Annotated in this window: 23 protein-coding genes and 1 pseudogene; 2 read left to right on the top strand and 22 right to left on the bottom strand. The window is 27.7% G+C overall.

Annotation, left to right across the window (positions count from 1 at the left end; translation table 11 throughout):
• Positions 1-3: 3 nt before the first annotated feature.
• Complete coding sequence (locus HCG76_RS02365) at positions 4-969, bottom strand: alpha/beta hydrolase (protein ID WP_221698973.1); 966 nt, start codon at positions 967-969, stop codon at positions 4-6.
• Between the two features lie 36 nt (positions 970-1,005).
• Positions 1,006-1,416, bottom strand: a complete 411-nt coding sequence (locus HCG76_RS02360) for a MerR family transcriptional regulator (RefSeq protein WP_221698974.1) — start codon at positions 1,414-1,416, stop codon at positions 1,006-1,008.
• Between the two features lie 603 nt (positions 1,417-2,019).
• On the opposite strand from HCG76_RS02360, the gene HCG76_RS19460 reads away from it, so the two are divergent.
• Positions 2,020-2,703: a lysoplasmalogenase gene (locus tag HCG76_RS19460; protein WP_221698975.1), complete on the top strand. Its 684-nt coding sequence runs from the start codon at positions 2,020-2,022 to the stop codon at positions 2,701-2,703.
• 206 nt (positions 2,704-2,909) lie between these two features.
• Here the strand turns inward: HCG76_RS19460 and HCG76_RS02350 are convergent.
• The 7 genes and pseudogenes from HCG76_RS02350 to HCG76_RS02320 all read right to left on the bottom strand — a co-directional run.
• Positions 2,910-3,092, bottom strand: a pseudogene (locus tag HCG76_RS02350) (FtsX-like permease family protein); the annotation flags it as partial.
• Positions 3,093-3,341: 249 nt separating this feature from the next.
• A complete protein-coding gene (locus HCG76_RS02345; protein ID WP_221698976.1) occupies positions 3,342-4,157 on the bottom strand; it encodes a MerR family transcriptional regulator in 816 nt (271 codons plus the stop codon).
• Between the two features lies 1 nt (position 4,158).
• Positions 4,159-5,484 (bottom strand): MATE family efflux transporter, encoded by a 1,326-nt coding sequence (locus tag HCG76_RS02340; protein WP_221698977.1) that lies wholly within the window; start codon positions 5,482-5,484, stop codon positions 4,159-4,161.
• A 214-nt stretch (positions 5,485-5,698) separates the two neighbouring features.
• Positions 5,699-7,051, bottom strand: a complete 1,353-nt coding sequence (gene rlmD, locus HCG76_RS02335; protein WP_221698978.1) for a 23S rRNA (uracil(1939)-C(5))-methyltransferase RlmD — start codon at positions 7,049-7,051, stop codon at positions 5,699-5,701.
• Between the two features lie 138 nt (positions 7,052-7,189).
• On the bottom strand, positions 7,190-7,597 hold the full coding sequence (locus HCG76_RS02330; RefSeq protein WP_221698979.1) for a hypothetical protein: 408 nt from the start codon (positions 7,595-7,597) through the stop codon (positions 7,190-7,192).
• 46 nt (positions 7,598-7,643) lie between these two features.
• Positions 7,644-8,309 (bottom strand): hypothetical protein, encoded by a 666-nt coding sequence (locus tag HCG76_RS02325; RefSeq protein ID WP_221698980.1) that lies wholly within the window; start codon positions 8,307-8,309, stop codon positions 7,644-7,646.
• A 125-nt stretch (positions 8,310-8,434) separates the two neighbouring features.
• The gene (locus HCG76_RS02320) at positions 8,435-9,127 is read right to left on the bottom strand and encodes a helix-hairpin-helix domain-containing protein (protein ID WP_221698981.1); all 693 of its coding nucleotides are present in this window, start codon (positions 9,125-9,127) and stop codon (positions 8,435-8,437) included.
• 142 nt (positions 9,128-9,269) lie between these two features.
• On the opposite strand from HCG76_RS02320, the gene HCG76_RS02315 reads away from it, so the two are divergent.
• On the top strand, positions 9,270-10,574 hold the full coding sequence (locus HCG76_RS02315; protein WP_221698982.1) for a D-alanyl-D-alanine carboxypeptidase family protein: 1,305 nt from the start codon (positions 9,270-9,272) through the stop codon (positions 10,572-10,574).
• A 77-nt stretch (positions 10,575-10,651) separates the two neighbouring features.
• On the opposite strand, the gene HCG76_RS02310 is transcribed toward HCG76_RS02315, so the two are convergent.
• From HCG76_RS02310 to HCG76_RS02250, 13 genes are all read right to left on the bottom strand, one after another.
• Positions 10,652-11,551 carry an RluA family pseudouridine synthase gene (locus tag HCG76_RS02310; RefSeq protein WP_221698983.1) on the bottom strand — a complete coding sequence of 300 codons (900 nt, stop codon included), beginning with the start codon at positions 11,549-11,551 and terminating at the stop codon, positions 10,652-10,654.
• Positions 11,552-11,713: 162 nt separating this feature from the next.
• Positions 11,714-13,069, bottom strand: a complete 1,356-nt coding sequence (locus HCG76_RS02305; RefSeq protein WP_221698984.1) for an LCP family protein — start codon at positions 13,067-13,069, stop codon at positions 11,714-11,716.
• Positions 13,070-13,126: 57 nt separating this feature from the next.
• Positions 13,127-13,699 carry a bis(5'-nucleosyl)-tetraphosphatase (symmetrical) YqeK gene (gene yqeK / locus HCG76_RS02300; RefSeq protein ID WP_221698985.1) on the bottom strand — a complete coding sequence of 191 codons (573 nt, stop codon included), beginning with the start codon at positions 13,697-13,699 and terminating at the stop codon, positions 13,127-13,129.
• 1 nt (position 13,700) lies between these two features.
• Entirely contained in the window at positions 13,701-14,309 is a 609-nt protein-coding gene (gene nadD, locus HCG76_RS02295) for a nicotinate-nucleotide adenylyltransferase (protein WP_221698986.1), read from the bottom strand.
• 2 nt (positions 14,310-14,311) lie between these two features.
• Positions 14,312-14,617 (bottom strand): ribosome assembly RNA-binding protein YhbY, encoded by a 306-nt coding sequence (gene yhbY / locus HCG76_RS02290; RefSeq protein WP_221698987.1) that lies wholly within the window; start codon positions 14,615-14,617, stop codon positions 14,312-14,314.
• Between the two features lie 13 nt (positions 14,618-14,630).
• Entirely contained in the window at positions 14,631-15,917 is a 1,287-nt protein-coding gene (obgE, locus tag HCG76_RS02285) for a GTPase ObgE (RefSeq protein ID WP_221698988.1), read from the bottom strand.
• Positions 15,918-16,074: 157 nt separating this feature from the next.
• A complete protein-coding gene (rpmA, locus tag HCG76_RS02280; protein WP_042399852.1) occupies positions 16,075-16,374 on the bottom strand; it encodes a 50S ribosomal protein L27 in 300 nt (99 codons plus the stop codon).
• 5 nt (positions 16,375-16,379) lie between these two features.
• Positions 16,380-16,754: a ribosomal-processing cysteine protease Prp gene (locus tag HCG76_RS02275; protein ID WP_221698989.1), complete on the bottom strand. Its 375-nt coding sequence runs from the start codon at positions 16,752-16,754 to the stop codon at positions 16,380-16,382.
• 9 nt (positions 16,755-16,763) lie between these two features.
• Positions 16,764-17,075 (bottom strand): 50S ribosomal protein L21, encoded by a 312-nt coding sequence (rplU, locus tag HCG76_RS02270; protein WP_133014022.1) that lies wholly within the window; start codon positions 17,073-17,075, stop codon positions 16,764-16,766.
• A gap of 131 nt (positions 17,076-17,206) precedes the next feature.
• Positions 17,207-18,649, bottom strand: coding sequence for a ribonuclease E/G (locus tag HCG76_RS02265; RefSeq protein ID WP_221698990.1), 1,443 nt, complete (start codon positions 18,647-18,649; stop codon positions 17,207-17,209).
• Positions 18,650-18,661: 12 nt separating this feature from the next.
• Positions 18,662-19,363 (bottom strand): TIGR03936 family radical SAM-associated protein, encoded by a 702-nt coding sequence (locus HCG76_RS02260; RefSeq protein WP_221698991.1) that lies wholly within the window; start codon positions 19,361-19,363, stop codon positions 18,662-18,664.
• Positions 19,347-21,206: a TIGR03960 family B12-binding radical SAM protein gene (locus HCG76_RS02255; RefSeq protein WP_221698992.1), complete on the bottom strand. Its 1,860-nt coding sequence runs from the start codon at positions 21,204-21,206 to the stop codon at positions 19,347-19,349. Before HCG76_RS02255 ends, HCG76_RS02260 begins: the two co-directional genes overlap by 17 nt.
• Positions 21,207-21,401: 195 nt before the next feature.
• Entirely contained in the window at positions 21,402-22,265 is an 864-nt protein-coding gene (locus HCG76_RS02250; protein WP_221698993.1) for a site-2 protease family protein, read from the bottom strand.
• Positions 22,266-22,275 lie beyond the last annotated feature (10 nt).

The raw sequence follows: 22,275 nt of genomic DNA, 5'->3' as shown, positions 1-22,275 counted from the left end.
TCCTTAAAAATTAATTTTCACTTCCCTATTAGAAAAATATCTCTTTATAAAATCATCAACTTTCTTTTGATATTCTTGTGTATCCTTATAATAAGATTCAGCATGTCCAGCTCCCTTGACTATAAATAAAGCTTTTGGTGAGGCACAGTTTTCATATATTTCCTCACTCATACAGCATGGAACAAAGGTATCATTATCTCCATGAATTAATAATATTGGAGTCTTCGCTTTCTTTACCTCTTCAGCTGAATTACATTGGTCTAATCCATAACCTGCTATCTTTTTACTAATTACGCTTGCTATGTTTATAATAGGATAAGGATATATGTGATACATATTTTTTAATACATTAGTAAATATGTCTGCAGGTGAAGTAAATGCACAATCAGAAATTATTCCTTTTATATTAGTAGGAAGCTCTAATCCCGATGCCATTAGTACAGTTGCTCCGCCCATAGATGTACCATGTAATAATATCTCACAATCATCACCTAATAAATTTATGACATATTGTATCCATTTCATAAGATCATTCCTATCTAAACATCCAAACCCAATATATTTACCTTCACTAGCTCCATGTGCTCTAGCATCTATCATAAGAATATTAAAGTCCCTATCTAAATAAAATTTAGATATAGCAGTATAATCACTTGTTCCTCCCTTACTTGAATATCCATGTAAACAAATAACTATCCTTTTTGAAGATCTTTTATGAAATAATATTCCGTGTAGCTTTAAATTATCATTTGATTTTATATATACATCTTCATGTTCTTGCTTCATAAGCCACTCTTTTTTCTTCTGTATTTCAGTAATATATTTAACCCAATTTGTTCCTGACATCTTTTTAGTTCTTTCAACATCAGCCCTACTCCTTATAAGAGTTCTTTTTAATAAATATGAAGCTATTGCTGTTTCTGTTGCTGCAAAACAAACTACCCCACCAACTATTAATCTTTTTATCAATTTACACCTCTCACTTAGTGAAACTTTGGCCAAAATTTACTTATTATATATTTTTTTATTTTCAAATAAATTTGTATCATCTAATATATCCGCAACTACAGAATCATAATTTCTTAATTTTTCTGTAGCCATTTCTAGGCTACTTATCGTATCTTCAACCTTTTTCTTTATATATTCTCTATATCTACACATTAGGTCTCTTCTTTGCTCTATAGTCTCATCACCTTTTAAGTATAATTCTATATATTCCTTAATATTAGAAATTGGCATATCAATATCTCTAAGATTTATAAGCATTCTTATCCATTCTAAATCCTCATCTGTATATTTTCTTACGCCATTTTCATCCTTTTTAACAAAGGGAGTTAATCCTTCCTTGTCATAATATCTAAGAGTATATATTGAAATATTAAGTTTTTTAGATGCATCTTTTATCAAATATTCCATTTTATCCCTCCTGCAATTTCATTATAAGTGCTAGAGTGTACTCTATGTCAAATAATAGATTACGACATAATATAACTTAAACCCTTAAAACCTCTGCCTTTTCCCGGGAAATTTTTAAACTTTTTATTGGAATAATGTCATCTAAACCTTTACTTATATATTAAAATATTTTTATATTTAATATTTTTAACATAAAAAAAGAAGTGTTTTATCACTTCTTTTTATTAAAAGTTATATTTATTTATATATAATATTTCTAAAAAACTCTATTTCATCTATATCCCTAGCGCTTTCACACTTAATTTTTCTTGGAAAAGTGTCATTCCATCTTTAAAATAAGAGTATGTTACTATATCAACTACCTTCTGACTATAATTATTATTAAATTTATCTTTGTAATGTTCTCTTACTTTCTCCCATTTTCCTCCCCAAAATTAATTTCAGGCATCTTTTGTATATACATAACAATTCTTCTTGATAAATAATATTATTATAGATAGTTTGACCTATTTTCCTACTACAAATTCATTAACTAATTGTATCAATAGTATTGATACAAGCTTAATATAATAATAAATAGTAAATTTATTATTGGAGTTGCTTATGGGAATTTATATATGTTTATTATTAGGTCTTTCTTGTTTAGGAATATTAATTTATTTCACCTTAACTTCTGATTCTAATTTTAGATTAATTTCTAAATTTTTTACTAGCTTATGCTTCTTACTTATAGCTTTATTTTCTTACTTAAGTAATCCTAACAATTTAAAATATTTTCTTTTTATTTTCATTGGTTTAATATTTTCTTTCTTAGGAGATATACTTTTAGGAATCAATTATAAAAAACCACACGCTAAAAATACTTTACTAATAAGTGGTGGAATTAGCTTTGGAATTACCCATATATTATATTCATTATGCTTTATAAGTATATCTGAGCTTCACATTAGAGATTTCATTTTTGCTATATTTCTATCATTTATTTTATTATCAACCTTAAAGTGTAATAAAAAAATCAATTTTAACAAATCTTTGTTACCTGCTAGTATATATTGCTTAATAATAAGCTTCATGGTTTGCAAATCCATTTCTCTTATAACTATTACTTCATTAAATTTACCTGTAATAATACTACTAATATGCGGTGCAATTTTATTTTTATTATCTGACTATCTACTATCATTTATATTACTTTATAAAGATTGTCCTAAAATTATTAATGGCTTTAATTTGACTGCTTATTATATTGGGCAATTTCTTATAGCATTAAGTATTTTATATATTTAATAAAAAAGCTAGATAACTATCTTGTAACTGATTCTTACTTAATAGATATCAATACAAATTTTGTTATCTAGCTAATTATTTATTCATTAGATTTTAGTGCATCAATCATATTAACCTTTTTTAGTTTTATATGCATTAAAATCATAACAATAAGTGAGAAACTTATTGTTAATAAGTCTGAAAATATATAACTTTCAATTGATATATAATGAAGCATATATTATATACTTCCATGATATTTCTAAATCATTATATCCTAAAGCTTTCAGCGTACCTATCTCTAACCTATTTTCTTCTACCATTCTTGTCATTGTAGTTAAACAAATTAATATTGCTACTAAGAAGAAAAATACTAGTAGTACCGATACAATATTTCCTAAACAATTTATATAACTATTACCAATCTTTAAATTCTCATTTAATCTAAAGGCTCTTTCATCTAAAGCAATCTCTCCTGGGTTTTCAGGCATCCTTCCTTCTAAAACAACAAATTTATTTATTTGATTTTACTCATCATATTCCATAAACCTAACTAAATTATTCATATTTATAAGATTTACATCTATTGTAGGCATTTTTTTATTTATATTATAAATAGGAGTAACCACTATTATTCTAAGCGATTACTCCTATAAATATCATCTAATTTGTATCTCTAATTGAACTATAGATTTTTCTACTTCCTTTGAATTTATTCTTGATAGTATTGAAAACTCATTAAAGCATCCTATTGTTTCTATATTATTTGCCTCAATATAATCCAACATCTTCTTGTAATATTTAAAACTATTTTCATTTCTATCATCATAATACATTGTAAGATACTTACCCCTTGGTAATATAACATTCCTTGTATTTTTCTCCAACTTTTCATTATTATAAAGCATTATTGCCGTATACTCTGTTCTGTTTTCTTTTTTTATTAGTTCTAATGGAGCTTCAAATACTATTTCATAATTCATTATGCAGTTATCTTTTTCTGCATCAAGCAAAACTCTTCTTAAATTAAGTTCTAAGTCTTTTTGATTTTTTATTTCACAGTTATATTTCCTAACTACTCTTTCATTATTTTCTTTAATGAATATTTCATTTTCGCTTACTTTTTTACTTTCCTCTATTCTACCTTCTAAAAAATTAATATATGCCTTAATAGATTCCATTTCCTTAATTTTTTCATCTAATACTTTTCTCTGTTTATCAATTATTTTAATCATAGAATCAGAAGTTATCTCATCCTTTAATAATTCTTCTATTTCTTTTAATGATAATCCTATAAGCTTACATTGTTTCAATAAATCAATCTTTATAAATTGATTTATTGAATAATACCTATAATTATTTTGCTTATTAATATATGCTGGTTTAAGTAGGCCCATTTTATCATAATATCTTAATGTTTGAATTGGAACATTAGTTAATTTAGATATTTCCCCAACAGAAAAATAAGTTTCCATACTAAAAATCTCCTAAGTTAATTACATTTTCAATAGCTTTTATAGTATAAGCATTAATATTAATAGAATATCTTAATATTATAAATGTTATTAATTCTGAAACAAATAATGTGATCCATATACCATTAATACCAAATAGCTTCGATAAAATGAATAATGATATAGGAAGTAATATTAGACTTCTACTTAAGCAGAAAATATTTGAAATTCTAGGCATATTTATTGCTTTATAATAAACTGTACTTGTTAAATTAAATCCTACCATAAAATATCCAAATGTTGATAAAATTAAACCTATATATGCAATATCAACTATTCTAGAATCTGAAGTAAATATTGATATCATCCCTTTACCAAATATACAACATATAGCAATAAATACTATATTTATTATAATTACTGCTTTTATTGTTATAGAATAGAAGTCTAACATTTTCTTTGATCTTCGTGCACCATAGTTATAGCTTAATAATGGTTGAACCCCAATAGATAATCCTAGTAATACCATATAAATATTAGTTGTTATATAGTTAATTATCGCAAATGCCGATAAAGAAGTTTCTCCACCGTAATTAACTAATGCTAAATTCATAAAGAATATTATTATAGAAAAACTTACTTCTGCAAAAAAAGATGGAAAGCCTATATTTATAAACTTCTTTATTATTTTCTTTTCTAATTTAACATTTCCAAAAGTTAATATACCCTTCTTCATTATGAAGTGAGGTAGTAGTATACCTATAGTTACTAATTGTCCAAGCCCTGTTGCAATTGCTGCACCTTTTATTCCAAGACCTAATGGAAATATAAATATATAATCTAAAATTATATTAGTTATAGCTCCTGATAAAGTTGCTATCATTGCCAGCTTTGGTCTACTATCATTTCTAACAAAACTATTTAAAGCGATTCCAATTAAATTAGGAATACAAAATAAACTATAATATCTTAAATAAGTTGAAGCTAATGGAATTAAGCTATCTGTAGCTCCTAGTAGTTTTACTATATTTTTTGAAAATATTACAGCTATTAAACTTATACATATACTTAAAATTAATAAGAACTTAAATACTTGTCTAAATATCTCTACTGCCTTTTCTTTATTATTACTTCCTATATTTTTAGACACAAGATCTCCACCACCAACTGCAAACATAGTAGCAATTCCAAATAACATTATAGTAAAAGGCATAACTATATTAACTGCTGCTAAGGCAGAATCTCCAACCCCTTGTCCAACAAAAATTCCATCAATTATTGTATATAGTGATGAAACAAACATGGCTAAGGCTGAAGGAACTGCATATTTTAAAAATTCTTTTATCATGATTTTCCCTCCATATTTTGTTTCTCTAATCATAATAAAGTCTATAGTAACTATAGAGTCAATAGTTATTACTACAAAAAAAATCTAATTTCTAAATTATTTAGAAATTAGATTTTTTCTAATTTATTTCAATATAAATATTATTAATCCAGTTAGTGCTCTTAACATAAATCTAACATCATTTGAAAGAGATAAAATCTTACAAATGCCTATATTACTTAGTTAATCTAACAACCGTCTCAGCATGAGGTGTATTTGGGAACATATCTTTAACTGTACTCTTATCAACCTTATATCCATGAGCTAATAATACATCTAAGTTATCAACCATAGTCTTAGGATTACAAGAAACATAAATTATTTCTGGTGCATTAAATCTAATTACATAATCTAAAGCCTTTGGAGAAACACCACTTCTTGGTGGATCTAAGATGATTATGTCTGGTTTATCCTTAACTTTCTTAATAGTTTCAGCAACGTCACCAGCTATAAACTCACAGTTATTTAATCCATTAAGCTTAGCATTTTCCTTAGCTGCTTCAACAGCTTCTTCTATAAGCTCAAGTCCAACAACCTTTTTAGCATTAGGTGCTGCTATTTGACCAATTGTACCTGTTCCACAGTAAAGGTCAAATACAACCTTGTTTTCACCATCTCCCATAAAGTCTCTAACTAAGCTATAAAGAGATTCTGCTCCCTTAGAGTTAGTTTGGAAGAATGAAAATGGTGATATTTTAAACTTAAGTCCAAGTAAGTTTTCAACTATGTAATCTCTACCATATAATACATTAACCTTTTCTGGTATAACTGCATCAGATAAAGAATTATTTTCTGTATGTAATATAGATACTAATTCACCTTTATAGTTTTTAGATTTAAGTAATTCAGTATACTCTGTTAAATCAAAATCAACTTGAGTTGTAGTTACTAAGTTAACCATAAGTTCACCAGTATTAGTTGCTTTTCTAATAACTAAGTGTCTTAAATATCCTTCTCTTCTCATTACTCTATAGTATGGTAATCCAGTACTTCTAAAGTAATCTACTGTTGTTTTTAAAACAGTTCTAAAGTCTTCATCTACTATCATACATCTATCTACTGTTAATACTCCAAAAGACTTTCCTTTCATATGCATACCTAAAGTAAGTTCTCCACCTTTTTCTAAGTCTCCAAAAGTGAATTCCATCTTATTTCTGTATTCCCATGTATTTTCACTACCTTTAACTCCAAGGTACATTCCCATAGGTAAATCTTTTTCTTCAAAAAGCTCACAAATTTCATCACTTAATAATTCTAATTGTTTTTCATAAGTTAAATTTTGAGAACTACATCCTCCACATACTCCAAAATGAGGACATGGTGCTTCAATTTCATATCCAGCTTTTTCAATAACTTCTACAAGTTTAGCTTCTGCATATCCATCTCTATTTTTCTTAACAGTAGCCTTTACTGTTTGCCCAGGAAAAGCACCTTTTACATAGATTTTTTTCCCCTCACACTCTGATATTCCTGTTGAAGGAAACTTCATATTGTTTATTTTTAATGTTAATTGACTTCCTCTTTTCATCTTACGCTCCAATCTATAAAAATTAATTACTTATATATACTTATTTAAATTTATACTTTTATTATCGCCTATTATATTATACCTTAAAACAAAAATAAAAAACACCTCTATAAAATTATTATAAAGGTGTCTCTTAAATTATCTAAAGATGAATTTTTTCCCTAAAGTTTTTCCATGTAAAATTTCTTGTAATATTGGATAATATAATATATTACTTATTACATAAATAATACCAAATACTTCTTCTCTTAAAGCAACTCTATATCCAAATGCCCTTAAAGCTAAATCAAATACTCCAAATAGCACTAATGCTAAACCTATAACAAATATTTGATCTAAAATCCCACTTAAAATAACTTTTGTGTAATGAAGTAATTTACCATCATTTTTTATTTCTTCATCTCTTATAAATTCCTTAGCCTCTGCAGCCTCTTCTTCAGCTAAATATACCTCTGCCTCTTCTAAAGCTTCTTCTGATACAAACTCGTCATTTTTTTCAATTAAATCAGAGTTATTATCTAGCTTTTCTTCATTGTTATCTACCATTTCTACCTCCATAGAATTTATATTTATATAATTAAAGCTTTATTATTTACTTAAAGTTATATACTCTACTCTCTAATTTATAAAGTAAAAAGTCCTCTGTTATTGTTACCGTTTCTTTCAAACCATCAACATTATTAGTTATAGTTTGTATACCCTCTTCTGTACCATTTTTAATTGCATCATATATTTGTTTGTCTAATTCAGTATAATCTCTTTCATAATCACCAGTAAAAGCTTGTGAAAAAGATGCTAACGATAGATTTTCAAACTCAAATTTTCCACCCTCTAATATAGTCTTTTTATCTAACTTATACCCTAATTTCATTTCTAATTTTCCATTAGCTAAATCTGAACCATATTGTTTAAATCCAAAATATAAACTTTCTAATCTTTCTGCCTCTGGAATATCAAAATATACATAACTATCATTAACTGACTCGCCATTTTCTTCTTTTATTTCATCTTCTGTAACATCATAATCTAATGAATATCCTTTAGCAGTTGATTCAACACTTGCTAATGATTTTTTATATAATTCTTTAACTTCATCTCTAGTATAATCTTCTGACCATTTTCCTGGAAGTATATCTACATTTTCAACTGTTGTCTTATTTTCCTCTGATGTCTTTGCCTCATTGTTGTTACTTGAGCATCCTACCGCACTAATAGCTAATATTGCAACTAATGCTAAAGATATAGCTTTCTTCTTCATGTTTTTACCCCCTACATAATTACTCATTTAATATTATGTTTTCCTAAATCTTATTAATTATAACATTAATACCCTATATTTTAAAAGCATTTAATAGCATATTTATGTAAAATTCACATTACAATTTACAATTTTATACTATTTTTTATTTTTTCAAAAGTTTTTTCCCCTATTCCATCAACTTTCTTTATTTCTTCTATAGATTTAAATCCTCCATTTTCTTCTCTATATAAAATTATAGCATTTGCTTTTACATCACCTATCCCTGGAATCTCTTTAAGTTTACTTAAATCTGCATCATTTATATTTATTATTCCATCATCACTTTCCTGATTTATTTCAGCTTCTATACTCTCTACCTCTATATTTATATCATTAATATTTCTAATTACTATTAATTCATGATTTTTAATTTCTTTAGCTCGATTTATATTAGAAATATCTGCATTACTTGTTAATCCACCTGCTATTTCAATTAAATCCTTAATTATACTCCCTTCTTTTAAAGTATACACATCTGGATTATTTACTTCACCCTTGATTTCAACTACTATTGTTTTATCATAACCACTAGTTATATTATTAATAACATCAGTTTTCACTTCTTTATTATTTTCTTCACTAAAATCTAATGAATAGTCGATATTATTATTTTCATTTTCTAAGTTGATATTATCTTCATCAATAAAAATGTTTTTCATATATTCATCCTTAAAGACATTTTTACTATTATTTCTATATGTTAATAATGATATGCTTATTATTACAACTAAAGCTACTAATAAGCCTATTACTTTCTTATTTTTCAATTTATCCATTTTACTTCCTCCTTACATTTTCTTTTATAATTATTAACAAAAATTCCATATCTAAACTTTTATACAGAATTTATCTATAGAATTATTATTACTTTTTTGATAAACTTAAAATGTATAAGATGTAACTTATGGGGAGAGAAATATGAAGAAATTATTATCTAAAACGTTTGCCTTAGTATTTTTGCTAACAATCGTATTAACCACTGTAAAAGAAATAGACTCCTATGCACTACCTAATTTATATTCCGAAGGTATTTATCTTATGGATGCCACTACTGGAAAAGTGCTCTATGAAAAAAATGCTGATGTTCAATATATGCCAGCTTCAACTACTAAAATCATGACTGCAATTATTGCATTAGAAAATTGTAAACTTACAGATGAAGTAACTATAGGTGAAAACCCACCTAAAGCAGATGGATCTTCTATAGGTATTGAACAAGGTGAAGTTTATACAATAGAAGAACTACTTTACGGATTACTTTTAGAATCTGGTAACGATTGTGCTGAAGCAATTGCAGATCACATTGCAGGATCAAATGAAGCTTTTGCAAAAATTATGAATGAAAAGGCTAAAGAATTAGGAGCAACAAATACTAATTTTAAAAATCCAAGTGGTCTAACTGAAGATGGTCATTTAACTACAGCACATGACTTGGCATTAATAATGCGATATGCTTCTCAAAATCCTGATTTTGTTAGAATTGCACAAACTCCATCTTATTTTTATGCAAATCATCCTTATTCAAACGGAAGCGAAAAATGGGCAACCAATCATAATCCCTTACTAAAAGAGAATTCACCATATAAGTATCAATATGCTTACTGTGGTAAAACAGGATATACAACTGCTGCTAATCACTCTTATGCTGCAACTGCAATAAAAGATCAACAAGAAATAGTTGGTGCTTTTTTAAATGCTACAGATAAAGATGGATTATATACAAGTGTTGGACAATTATTCGACTGGGGATTTGAAAATTTTAAAACTGAAAAAATAGTATCAACTGGTGATAAGCTAGATGATTATTCTATTGATAGTTCTACTTCTATTCCTTTAGTAGCAACTAAAGATATTTATTATACTTTTAATATAGGCGAAGGAGAAGATGTAACTAAACCTAATACTTCTGTAAAATATGATAATAAAGATTTAACAACTACTTCAATTAAGAAAGGTGATATTCTATTTAACGCTTCTCTTTTAGTTAATGGAAAGAAAATCTCTGATATTGAATTAGCTAGTGATTCAGATAGAGAATATACAGCTGAAGTTATGGTTAAAAATACTGTAAATGGAATAACTTCTAGTAAATATTTCATTTCCGGAATAATTGGTATTTTCATTATAGTTATCTTAATACTAATATCAATAATTCGTAGTAAAAGACGTAAGAAGAGTTTTTTATCAAGACGCTCTTATATAAGAAATAAACATAATTTCTAGTTAACAATAAAAAATAAGAATTAAGGATTTAATAAAATTCCTTAATTCTTATTTTTTTATTAAATATTATTATAATTTTACTTTCTTAATTCTAATAATAAATTCTCTATATCTGTTGGTAATTCCGCCCTTAACTCAAGATATTTCTTTGATTTTGGAGATTTAAAATTTAATCCATATGCATGAAGTGCTTGCCTTGAAATTAGTTCTGAATCTTCTTCATACCCATATAAAGTATCTCCATAAATCGGATGTCCTAATGAAGATAAATGTACTCTAATTTGATGCGTTCTTCCTGTTTCAAGTAAACATTCTACTAAGTCTGCATTTTCTAATCTTTCTATTACCTTATAATGAGTTATACTTCTTTGTCCTCTATCATCAATAACTCTTTTTAAGTTTCCTTCAACTTCAGGTCTATAAATTGGCTTATCTATAGTACCTTCCACCTCTTCCATATGCCCATGAACTAATGTTAAGTATCTTTTCTCTATTTCATTATCCTGCATATTCTTTGATAACTCCATATGAGCATATTGATTCTTTGCTATTATGATCAATCCAGACGTATCCATATCAAGTCTACTAACTAATCTTACAATACAATCTTGATTAGTTTCTTTAAAATAATATAATAATGCATTTGCTAAAGTACCAGATTGATATCTCTTAGTTGGATGTACTACCATATTAGGTCTTTTATTTACAACTATTATTTCTGAATCCTCATAAACTATGTCTATATCTATTTTTTCAGGCTCAATATTTTGACTTTCCTTTTTATTTAAATTGATTACAATCTTATCATTTTCTTTTAAAACATAATTCATTCTTACCGGATTATTATTTACAAGTATTCTTTTATCAATTGCTGCTCCGCTTATAAGTCTAGAGGATAAACCCATCTCTTCTTTTAGGTATTCTCTTATCTTTCTACCTTCAAAGATTTTGTCTACACTTTTTTCTAATGTACTCATCTTTTCCCTCCCTAAAACACTTAAGAGCTAAGAATTAAGAATTAAGAATTGCTGTTTAAACTGTTAATTACAATTTTTCACCCTTTAATTTTAAAGTAATAATCTAACTTTAATTTAAAACTCTTAACTCTACACTCTTAACTCTTAAATAAAACTCTACTTTTATTCAAACTCTAAGTAATCTTCACCAATTATTATTACTGCATCATAATCTTGATATTTTGAATCTTTATTTTTTGAAAGATTTTTAATTCCTGTCTCATCACTTAATAATTTTTTTAATTCTTTATTATTTGATAATATGCTTGATTCCTTGCTTTTATCTGAATTTCCAACACTTATATTACTATATCCTAACTTCTCTAATTCTGTTTTTAAATTTCCTGCTAACCCATTAACTCTAGTTGCATTTAAAACCATAATAGAACTATTCTTTTTTATCTCGCTATTATCCGCTTGACTTGTAATCTTTAAAGACTCTAATAAGCTTTGATTATAAGAAGGATCTGCAATTAAGAAATCTTGTCCATATATTTTTTCATTATATCCCTGTAAAGTGTTCATAGATATTCCTGAATTACTTATCATTTTTAATCCATATTCTATCATACTTACACCTGACATATTAGTGATTACATTTTCTTTTATAGCTTTTAAAACACCTGGAATTTCAGTAACTATCATAGGATTAGTGCATTTTTCTATTAATGCAGATATAAATTTTTGTTGGTTCTTAATTCTTCCTAAATCTCCATCTACAAGACCTGTACCATCATTGTTCTTTCTCCATCTAAAGAATTCCTCAGCCTTTTTACCATCTAATAATACAGTTTCACCTTTATTAAAATGTATATGCAAATCTTGAGCATCATCATCATAATACATATCTCTATCAATATACATTTCAACTCCACCTATAGCATCAATTAAATTTCTAAATGCTGCATAATCAATCTCAACTAGATAATTAACCGTTACACCTAATAAGTTTTGAACCTGTTCGATAACTTCTTGCTCTCCACCTAAAACATAGGCAGCATTAATCTTCCAATAAGGAATAGTATTCCCGTTACCATCATGTGCATTTTCAACCTCAATTAATGTATCTCTTGGAATTGAAACTACTTTTACATTATCAGTACGTGGATTATAATTTAACAGCATCATAGTATCAGTTCTTCTTGCTGAAGCATTGGATGTATTCTCTGCATCTCCAATATCCATTCCTAATAATAATATGTTTACAGTTTCATTTGCTTTTGGCTTAACAGCTGGTATCATATTATTATTATTTAAAGACGAAATAAAAGAAAATAAATATATTCCACATAATACTATTAATATTGTTATTGTTAAAAATGCAGCCATAATAGCCCTTTTAATAACTATAGATTTTCTTTCTTTTTTTCTCAATCTCTTTTTTATTTCTAATTCTTCTCTAGGGCTTAATTCTCTATTACGCTTTTTATTAGAGACCCTTCTGCTATTATTCCCTCTGTTATCTTTTTTCCCTGACATAGTCTCGTCCCTCACCTTATATATACTAATAAAAAATTAATAACTATTAAAATTTATTTAGCTTTGTTTGTTATATACTAAATAATTTCTTGCTTTAACAGAGTTTATATCTACTGCACAACCTTTTGTTAATAAATATATAGTTGTATGAGTTAATGCCTTTAACATGCCTAAATCTAATTCCTTATAAGCAGCTTCTCTAATTTCTTCTACGCCTTCAAAATTTCTCGAGGGTTCAATTAAATCTGCCAAATATATTATTTTTTCAAGATTAGTCATATTTTCTTTGCCTGTAGTATGCCATCTCATAGCACTTAAAATTTCTTCATCTTCTATTCCAAAAAGTTTTCTAGCTATTATAGGTCCAATTATAGAGTGCCATAATTCTTGTGTATTTTCTTCATCAACTGATAAAGTAATGTTTTCATCTTTTATTACTTTTCTCAATTCTTCAATAGTCATATTTTTTGCTACATCATGACAAAGAGCTGCTATTTCAGCTTTAGCCTTATCTTCTTTATATATTTCAGCAAGCTTAATAGCAGTATTAACCACCCCTAAAGTATGCCCATACCTAGATGGCTTTAAATTATTCTTTAAATAATCCCTTATTTCATCTAATCCCCACATTTTAATCTCCCCTATATAAATTATTCTCTTTTATATACTCCATAACTTCCTTAGTCATAAAGAAATCTACTCTTTTTCCTTCTGTTATTCTTTTTCTAATCATAGAAGAAGAAATATCTAAATTTATTATATCTAATAAAACTATATTTGAATTATACTTATTTTGTAATTTTATCTTTTGCTTCTCAAGAGTTTCCTTTGTATATTCACCTCTATTAAAAGCTACAAATGTACAATTATTTAATACTAACTCTGGATTTTTCCACTTTTCTATATCCATTAATGAGTCTGCCCCAGCTATGAAGAAGACTTCAACGTCTTCTTCTTGGCCTTTTAGGTATTTTAAAGTTTCATAAGTATAACTATATCCATGCTTTTGTATTTCGTAATTACTAATTTCAAAACCTGGATATCCTTCTATAGCTCTTTCAACCATATTATATCTATATTTAGAATCTATTACAGGACTTTCCTTTTTATGTGGTGGATTTCCTGCTACCATAAATATAACCTTATCTAAATTTAGAGCTTCTTTAGCTTCATATGCAATATATAAATGTGCTAAATGTATGGGGTTGAATGTGCCACCCATCATACCATATCTTTTCATGATTATTTATTTTTTCCTTGTGGTAATTCTATTTTAGGTTTTTTTTCAGATTTCTTATATAATACAATCTTACTTCCTATAGCCTGAACTCCTTCACATCCTATAGCCTTACATATTTCATCTGAAACTTCTCTAGCTGCTAATCCGCTATTTTCTAAAACTTTTATCTTTATAAGTTCTCTAGCTTCTAAAGCTTCTTCTAATTGTCTTAAAAATGTCTCTTCAACACCATTTTTTCCTATTTGAAATATTGGTGACATTGTATTTGCAAGCCCTCTTAAGTAAGCTCTTTGTTTTCCTGTTATCATGTACCTTATCCTCCTATAATATGTACTCGAATTCGAAGTCATTTAATCTAACCATGTCTCCGTCTTGTACTCCCATCTCTCTTATTTGTTGTAATACCCCCTTATTATTAAGAACTTTATGGAAGTATCTTAATGAGTCTGCATCATGAATATTTACAGATGCAAGTAATCTATCAACAAATGTTCCTGTAACAACATATGTGTTGTATTCTTCGCCTTCTTCAACATTGATTTCATATGTGAATCTCTTTTCTTGTTCAACATATCTTTCTTCATCTGGTATTTCTAATTCCATTATTGGAATTTCTGTTAACATCTTACCAGCTTCTTTAATTACTTCTTCTACACCTGACTTAGTTGCAGCAGACATTTTAAATACTTTTTCAAATCCTAATTCATTAACCTTTTTCTTAAAGTCTTCAAATACTTCGTCATCGTAAAGCATATCAGCCTTATTTGCTACAACAATTTGTGGTCTATCCCAAAGTTTTACTGAATATTTCTTAAGCTCTTCATTTATTTTTACAAAGTCTTCAAAAGCATCTCTACCTTCAACACCTGATATATCAACAACATGTATTAATAATCTTGTTCTTTCTATATGTCTTAAGAAATCAAGTCCTAATCCAACACCTTCAGCTGCACCTTCAATTATTCCTGGAATATCAGCCATAACAAATGAATTAATTCCTTCTGCTTTTACAACTCCTAAATTTGGTTTTAATGTTGTAAAGTGATAGTTAGCTATCTTAGGCTTAGCTGCTGTAACTGATGATAATAAAGTTGATTTACCTACATTAGGGAATCCAACTAATCCAACGTCAGCAAGTAACTTTAATTCAAGCATTAACTGTCTTTCTTCTGCAGGCATACCTGGCTCTGCAAAGTGTGGTGCCTGTCTTGTTGGTGTACAGAACTTACAATTTCCTTTACCACCTTTACCACCTCTAGCAATAACATATGTATCATCTTTATGTGAAAGGTCAGCAATAACTTTATTACTTTCGAAATCTCTAATAATAGTTCCCATTGGAACTCTTATGTATAAATCTTGACCATCTTTACCATAACATTTTGAACCTTGCCCATTTCCACCTGATTCAGCTATAAATTTTTTCTTATATTTGAAATCTAAAAGTGTTGTTAATCCAGTATCAACTGTAAATATAACGCTTCCACCTTTTCCTCCATCTCCACCGTCTGGTCCTCCAAGTGGAACATACTTTTCTCTTCTGAATGTAACAGCACCGTTCCCACCAGCACCTGATCTAACTAATATCTTGGCTCTATCTATAAACATAGTTACTATCCTCCTTGTAACTTTATAAGATTAAACATAATAATCCTATTTTTTATTATTCCATAACATATATATTTTATAATAGTATATATAAAAAAGATATTTATTACAAGAATAAAAGCACCCTTACGGGTGCTTTTACCTATATAAAATATAATTATTCAGCTATTTCTTCAACGCTTACTGGGTAAACAGAAACTTTTTTCTTGTCTCTTCCCATTCTTTCGAATCTTACGATTCCGTCTTCCTTAGCAAATAAAGTGTCATCTCCACCCTTACCTACGTTTAGACCTGGGTGAATCTTAGTTCCTCTTTGTCTGTAAAGGATGTTTCCAGCTAAAACGAATTCTCCGTCTGCAGCCTTAGCACCTAATCTTTTAGATTCAGAGTCTCTACCATTCTTTGAACTACCTACCCCTTTTTTGTGGGCAAATAATTGAAGGTTCATCATTAACATACTCATTACACCTCCTCGAATTTTATTTTTATATATTTATTCCGTCTATTTTTACCAAAACTAGCTTCAAGGGACATCATTAAACTTTCTAAACTTTTTTCAAAGGTTAAAAGTAATACCTGTCCTCTATCAATCTCTTCATCTTTAAGATTATTTAAATTCAGTGATAAAAATCCGTCATTTATTTCATACTTTATTGGAAGCTTTAAAACCTCCTGCATGCCTATTACAACACTTTGAGATAAAACAGAAACACTATTACAGATCATATCATATGCATCACCTGTAGTACTTTCAATTTCTTCTCTTGATAAAGCATGACCTTCTATCTTAAATCCGAGAGATATATGTTTTTGTTTAAATATAATAATCTTAATCATAACTTAAAATTAAGCTTCGATCTTTTCGATTACTAATTTAGTGTAAGGTTGTCTGTGACCAGTCTTCTTTCTGTAGTCCTTTTTAGGCTTATACTTGAAAACTGTGATCTTCTTAGCTTTTCCTTGAGCTGCTACCTTAGCAACAACTTTAGCTCCAGCAACTACTGGTGCACCAACTGTTAAAGTTTCTCCGTTAGAAACAGCTAAAACCTCTGTTAATTCTACTGTTGATTCAACTTCAGCGTTTAATTTTTCAACGTATATTACGTCTCCTTCTTGAACTCTGTATTGCTTTCCTCCAGTTAATACTACTGCGTACATTAAAAACACCTCCTCTTAAACGGTCTCGCCAATGTAGGTACAAAGATTTAACTTTGTTTTAATAAAACCCGTTATGTGCGGTTTACAAATGACATTTTATCATATAAAACTACATTTTGTAAAGAAATTTATTATACTTTTTCAATTGTTTTTATTTTATATTTTTGGTAATTTTCTTTTTGATTATTAAAAATCAAGGGTTCAACCTTGTACCCCTCTATATCGTCAACAAAATTCAAATAAATTTCTTTCTCTAATCCATCAATATTTTTTAAAAATTTAAATAAATCGCCTTTTATATCCTCTTCATAATTTTTATCTATTTCCACATAAAAATCATTTATAGAATTTTCTTTAGAGCATTTTATAATTTCATTTCTAATAAGATTTTCAATATAAGATAATCTTAAAAGGAATCCATTACTTTTACATTTTCTACAAGGTTCTTCTAGATATTCATAAATAGATTTACCTTTTCTTTTTCTACTTATTTGTATTAAATCAAGTTCTGTAAAAGGAAAAATTTTAACGTTTCCTTTATCTGCCTCTAATGATTTTTTTAGAGCTCTAATTACAGGTGCTTTTTGATTTTCATCTCTCATATCAATGAAATCCACAACTATAATTCCACTTAAATTTCTTAACCTAATTTGTCTTCCAACTTCTTTTGCCGCTTCTAAATTAGTTTGCATTATAGTTTTATTAAAGTCTCTACCCTTTGTGTTTTTCCCACTATTTACATCTATAACATACATAGCTTCTGTTTTATCTATTACTATATATCCACCACAAGGTATATTAACTTTTTTATGTCTTAGTTTAATTATTTCTTTTTCTATGCCATTATAATCAAATAAAGTTCTTTTATCATCATATAATTTAAACTCAAAATTTTCTTTATTATTAATTAATCCTTTTATTATTTCTAAAAATTCTTCATTATCTACAATAATTTTAGTTTTTTTATTGTCTAATTCTTCGAAAAATCTTGTAATTAAACTATTAGATTTAACTTTTCCTATATTCTTAGAATACTTAAGTTTTCTCTCCATATCATCCTTTTTATTTAAAAGATGATTTAACTCTTCAGTTAACTCTTCATTAGTTGCAAATTCAGATTCTGTTCTAAATACTATTCCTATCCCTCTAATTGGTTTTATAATCGTAGTTAATCTTCTTCTTTGCTCTACATCTATAATTCTTTTAGATAAAGTTATTCCTTCATCTCCTAATGTTAAAACAATAAACTTTCCTAAAATAGTAACCTTATTGCTAACCTTAGCTCCCTTATTTCCTAAAGGTTCTTTTAAGACTTCTACTAATAGCTCTTCGCCTTTTTTTATTCCTGTTCTTTTTAACTCTTCACTATAATACATATAGGCTTCTTTATCTAATCCTATATCTAAAAATATAGAGTTAATTCCAGGAATTATATTCTTAACTCTTCCCTTATAAACTTCACCAATTTGTGGATTGATGGAGTCCTCTTCTAAAAGGCACTCCATTAATTCATCATTTTCTTTTACTGCAATTCTAGTTAAGCTTTCTCTTTTTTCAATGAAAATTTCTCTCATACTAAAACTACCCTAAATACCTTTATATAAAGGAACATACTTATTATTTTTTAATATATACATTTCTTCTCTCTTTATATTTACGAAAGAGTCTTGATTAATTTCTGATATTTTTCCTTTTAAATATGTTACTAAAAGATCTGCAGAAAGATTTTCTCTACTTCCAGTAGCAATTAATGTATTTAAAACTAATTCATCATCTTTTATCCAATATTTAAACTCTTTAACAAGTGGCTTAATATCAGTAAGTTTTTCACCTTTTTTAGTCTTCTTTACAATTTCCCATGTAGATTCATTAAGAGTCTTCATCATTTCTTCTTCTACTTTAGAAGTCCCAGTAAGCTTAATCTTAATTATATATCTAGCACCATCTAAAAGTGCCATAGCTTGTGGTAATCTCTTAACATTTTCTATTATTTCAACTGGTGTCGCATGTAAAAACTTAATTGTAGGAGGAGTACTTTCATTTAGTTTTTCTATAACCTCTCCAACTCCAAGAGCCTCAGTTAAAACTAAATCTAAATATTCTCCCTCTGAATAAACTCCAACAGAAAGTGGTTGTGCTATTGATAAAGCCATATGAGGATTAAATCCCTTTGAATATTCAACTGGTAATCCTGATCTCTTTATTATTCTTTGAATAGTTCTCATTAAATCTAAGTGTCCAATAAATTTAATATTTTCTCCTTTAGTAAATTTAATTACGTATCGCACCTTCGAAACACTTCCCTTCTTTAAAGTTTACATTTATCCCACATCCAGTACATCCTTCTAAACAGTTCTTAGTAAGTTCAGCTCTCTTAGCTTTTTCATTTTCTCTTTCAAGATATTTTCTATTAACTCCAATATCTATAAAGTCCCAAGGAAGAACTTCATCATACTCTCTATCTCTATATACGTAGAAATCAGCATCTAAATTACACTCTGCCATTGCTTCCTTCCATATATCCATATTAAAGTACTCTGACCAACCATCAAATTTAGCACCTTTTTCAAATGCTTTAATTAATACGTCACAAGTTCTTCTATCTCCTCTTGCAAATACAGCCTCCATAAATGAAGTTTCTTGCTCATGATAGTTATAAACTATACTTCTTGATTTAATTGCACCTCTAACGGCTTTAATTCTTTCATCCACTATTTCTGGTCTTGCCATTGGAGCCCATTGGAATGGTGTGAATGGCTTTGGAACTAATATTGATGTACTTACTGTAATCTTTAATCCCTTACTTCTAACGTTCTTTGGAATTTCAAAATAAACATCAGCCATTTTTTCTGCTAATTCACCAATTCCAGCTGCATCTTCTGTTGTTTCATAAGGTAATCCTAATATAAAGTATAATTTAATAGTACTCCAACCTGATTCAAAAGCACTCTTTACAGCTTCTAATATTCTTTCTTCAGTTAACCCCTTATTTATTATGTCTCTCATTCTTTGAGAACCTGCTTCTGGAGCTAAAGTTAAACCTGTTTTTCTAACCTTTTGAATTTCTTTAATTAAATCTACTGAAAAAGCATCAACTCTTATAGATGGAAGCGCTATTCCAACCTTTTTAGCTTCATGTTCTAAAACTAAACTAGATATTAGATTTTGAATATTAGAGTAATCACAAATACTCAACGAAGCTAATGATACTTCATCATATCCAGTAGCTTTAAGTGCTCTTCTTGCTTGCTCTAATAAAGTATTAGTAGTTTTTTCTCTAACCGGTCTATAAATCATACCCGCTTGACAGAATCTACATCCATTTGTACATCCTCTAGCTGTCTCTAAAACAACTCTGTCATGTACTATATCAGTATAAGGAACTATCATATCTTCTGGGAATGATACTGCATCAAAATTATTAACTATTCTCTTTTTAACCTTAGCTGGAACATCTTCATACTTTGGTTTAAACTCTTTTATAGTTCCGTCTTCATTATATGTAACATCATAAAGGCTAGGAACATATATTCCACCAATTTTTGATATTTCTCTTAAGAAGTTTTGTTTATTAAAGTTTCCTGCATCTTTATGTCTTGCATAAACTTCTAAAACATCGTTCATCATTTCTTCTCCTTCTCCAATTTCGAAGAAGTCTACAATATCATATAGTGGTTCTGGATTATATGCACATGGTCCACCAGCCATTATTATAGGATCATCATTTTTTCTTTCACTTGCTCTTATAGTTATTCCAGACATATCTAACATATTTAATATGTTTGTATAACTCATTTCATATTGAAGTGTAAAACCTAACATATCAAATTTATCTAATGGTGTCTTAGTTTCTAAAGTAAATAACTTTATATCATTTTCTCTCATTAAAGACTCCATATCTGGCCATGGAGTGAAAACTCTTTCACAATATGTATCTTTTCTTTCATTTATAGTATGATATAAAATCCTTGTTCCTAAATGAGACATCCCAACTTCATATACATCTGGGAAACAAAACGCAAATCTTATATTAACATCTTCAGGATTTTTTATAACTTGATTTAATTCTCCACCTACATATCTAGATGGCTTCTCTACTTTACATAAAATATCATCAGTTATCTTATTCATAAGCACCCTCCTTTAATTTGGCAACAAACTTTAATATAGTACTTTTAATAAATTGCGAAACAATTTATTTAGTTAAGGGCCTTAGGCCCTTAACTTTTATTTTCCTTCGCAATTTTATTCTATTATTCATAAACTAAACTTGTAACCATCATAATTATCCTTACTATTCTAGCATAATAAACATCTAAAAGTAAACTAATTGCTTAGCTCATCTCTCCTATCAAAATATTCCTCTAAAGTAATATTCCCATAAAGTTTTAATGCTTCTATAAGTTCATCTTCATGCATAATAAATAAAACCTTTAAATCATCATTTAATACATAAAAAGTATTAAATCTATTTTTATCTATTATTGACATAACGTTTGCTAAGCCTAACTTATAATATACTGATATACTTTTGTTTTCAATATAATCATTTCTTAACAACTTATTCCGCTTCATAAATATATTTCCCATTAAAATATACATAGCTGATTTTTTTTCACTTCTAGTTATTAAATAAATTATTATAGCTGCAATAACTAAACTAATATTTAAAGTTTTATTATATATAAATAAAATAAAAACAATTGCAATTAATCCTATCGCAACTATATAACTTATCTTAGAAATTATATCTGTAACCTTTTTATATAATATTTTTTCAGATAATATAATTTCTAATATTCTTGAACCATCCAAAGGGTATGCTGGTAAAATATTAAAAACCAATAAGCTCAAATTAATATTAATTATTTTGTATACTATACTATTATTAATTATTAAACCAACAAAAAAAAATATACATGCAATGGCCATATTCATACCTGGCCCAGCTAAATATATTCGTAGTTTTTCCTTCTTAGACAATTCATCAATATTTATAAACTCTGCATTTGTTCCATATATATGAATCTGAAAGTTATTAAATTTACAGCCATTTCTTTTAGCTACAACTATATGAGATATCTCATGAAGTAATATACTTATAAATGCTAAAACAATTGATTCATTTAAGCTAAGAAGTATAAAAAATAATATAATTTCAGCTAGAACACTTTTACCCCATCTATCCATTTACATCTCC

The organism is Clostridium sp. K13 (genome assembly GCF_019734195.1).
In the GTDB taxonomy this organism is placed as follows: Bacteria; Bacillota; Clostridia; order Clostridiales; family Clostridiaceae; genus Clostridium.
This window is presented reverse-complemented; position numbering and strand designations above follow the sequence as displayed.

Coding starts and splice junctions, on each gene's coding strand:
- HCG76_RS02360 (WP_221698974.1), bottom strand. CDS start 1,416: ATGGAATATTTGATAAAAGATGCATCTAAAAAACTTAATATTTCAATA.
- HCG76_RS19460 (WP_221698975.1), top strand. CDS start 2,020: ATGGGAATTTATATATGTTTATTATTAGGTCTTTCTTGTTTAGGAATA.
- HCG76_RS02345 (WP_221698976.1), bottom strand. CDS start 4,157: ATGGAAACTTATTTTTCTGTTGGGGAAATATCTAAATTAACTAATGTT.
- HCG76_RS02340 (WP_221698977.1), bottom strand. CDS start 5,484: ATGATAAAAGAATTTTTAAAATATGCAGTTCCTTCAGCCTTAGCCATG.
- rlmD (WP_221698978.1), bottom strand. CDS start 7,051: ATGAAAAGAGGAAGTCAATTAACATTAAAAATAAACAATATGAAGTTT.
- HCG76_RS02330 (WP_221698979.1), bottom strand. CDS start 7,597: ATGGTAGATAACAATGAAGAAAAGCTAGATAATAACTCTGATTTAATT.
- HCG76_RS02325 (WP_221698980.1), bottom strand. CDS start 8,309: ATGAAGAAGAAAGCTATATCTTTAGCATTAGTTGCAATATTAGCTATT.
- HCG76_RS02320 (WP_221698981.1), bottom strand. CDS start 9,127: ATGGATAAATTGAAAAATAAGAAAGTAATAGGCTTATTAGTAGCTTTA.
- HCG76_RS02315 (WP_221698982.1), top strand. CDS start 9,270: ATGAAGAAATTATTATCTAAAACGTTTGCCTTAGTATTTTTGCTAACA.
- HCG76_RS02310 (WP_221698983.1), bottom strand. CDS start 11,551: ATGAGTACATTAGAAAAAAGTGTAGACAAAATCTTTGAAGGTAGAAAG.
- HCG76_RS02305 (WP_221698984.1), bottom strand. CDS start 13,069: ATGTCAGGGAAAAAAGATAACAGAGGGAATAATAGCAGAAGGGTCTCT.
- yqeK (WP_221698985.1), bottom strand. CDS start 13,699: ATGTGGGGATTAGATGAAATAAGGGATTATTTAAAGAATAATTTAAAG.
- nadD (WP_221698986.1), bottom strand. CDS start 14,309: ATGAAAAGATATGGTATGATGGGTGGCACATTCAACCCCATACATTTA.
- yhbY (WP_221698987.1), bottom strand. CDS start 14,617: ATGATAACAGGAAAACAAAGAGCTTACTTAAGAGGGCTTGCAAATACA.
- obgE (WP_221698988.1), bottom strand. CDS start 15,917: ATGTTTATAGATAGAGCCAAGATATTAGTTAGATCAGGTGCTGGTGGG.
- rpmA (WP_042399852.1), bottom strand. CDS start 16,374: ATGTTAATGATGAACCTTCAATTATTTGCCCACAAAAAAGGGGTAGGT.
- HCG76_RS02275 (WP_221698989.1), bottom strand. CDS start 16,754: ATGATTAAGATTATTATATTTAAACAAAAACATATATCTCTCGGATTT.
- rplU (WP_133014022.1), bottom strand. CDS start 17,075: ATGTACGCAGTAGTATTAACTGGAGGAAAGCAATACAGAGTTCAAGAA.
- HCG76_RS02265 (WP_221698990.1), bottom strand. CDS start 18,649: ATGAGAGAAATTTTCATTGAAAAAAGAGAAAGCTTAACTAGAATTGCA.
- HCG76_RS02255 (WP_221698992.1), bottom strand. CDS start 21,206: ATGAATAAGATAACTGATGATATTTTATGTAAAGTAGAGAAGCCATCT.
- HCG76_RS02250 (WP_221698993.1), bottom strand. CDS start 22,265: ATGGATAGATGGGGTAAAAGTGTTCTAGCTGAAATTATATTATTTTTT.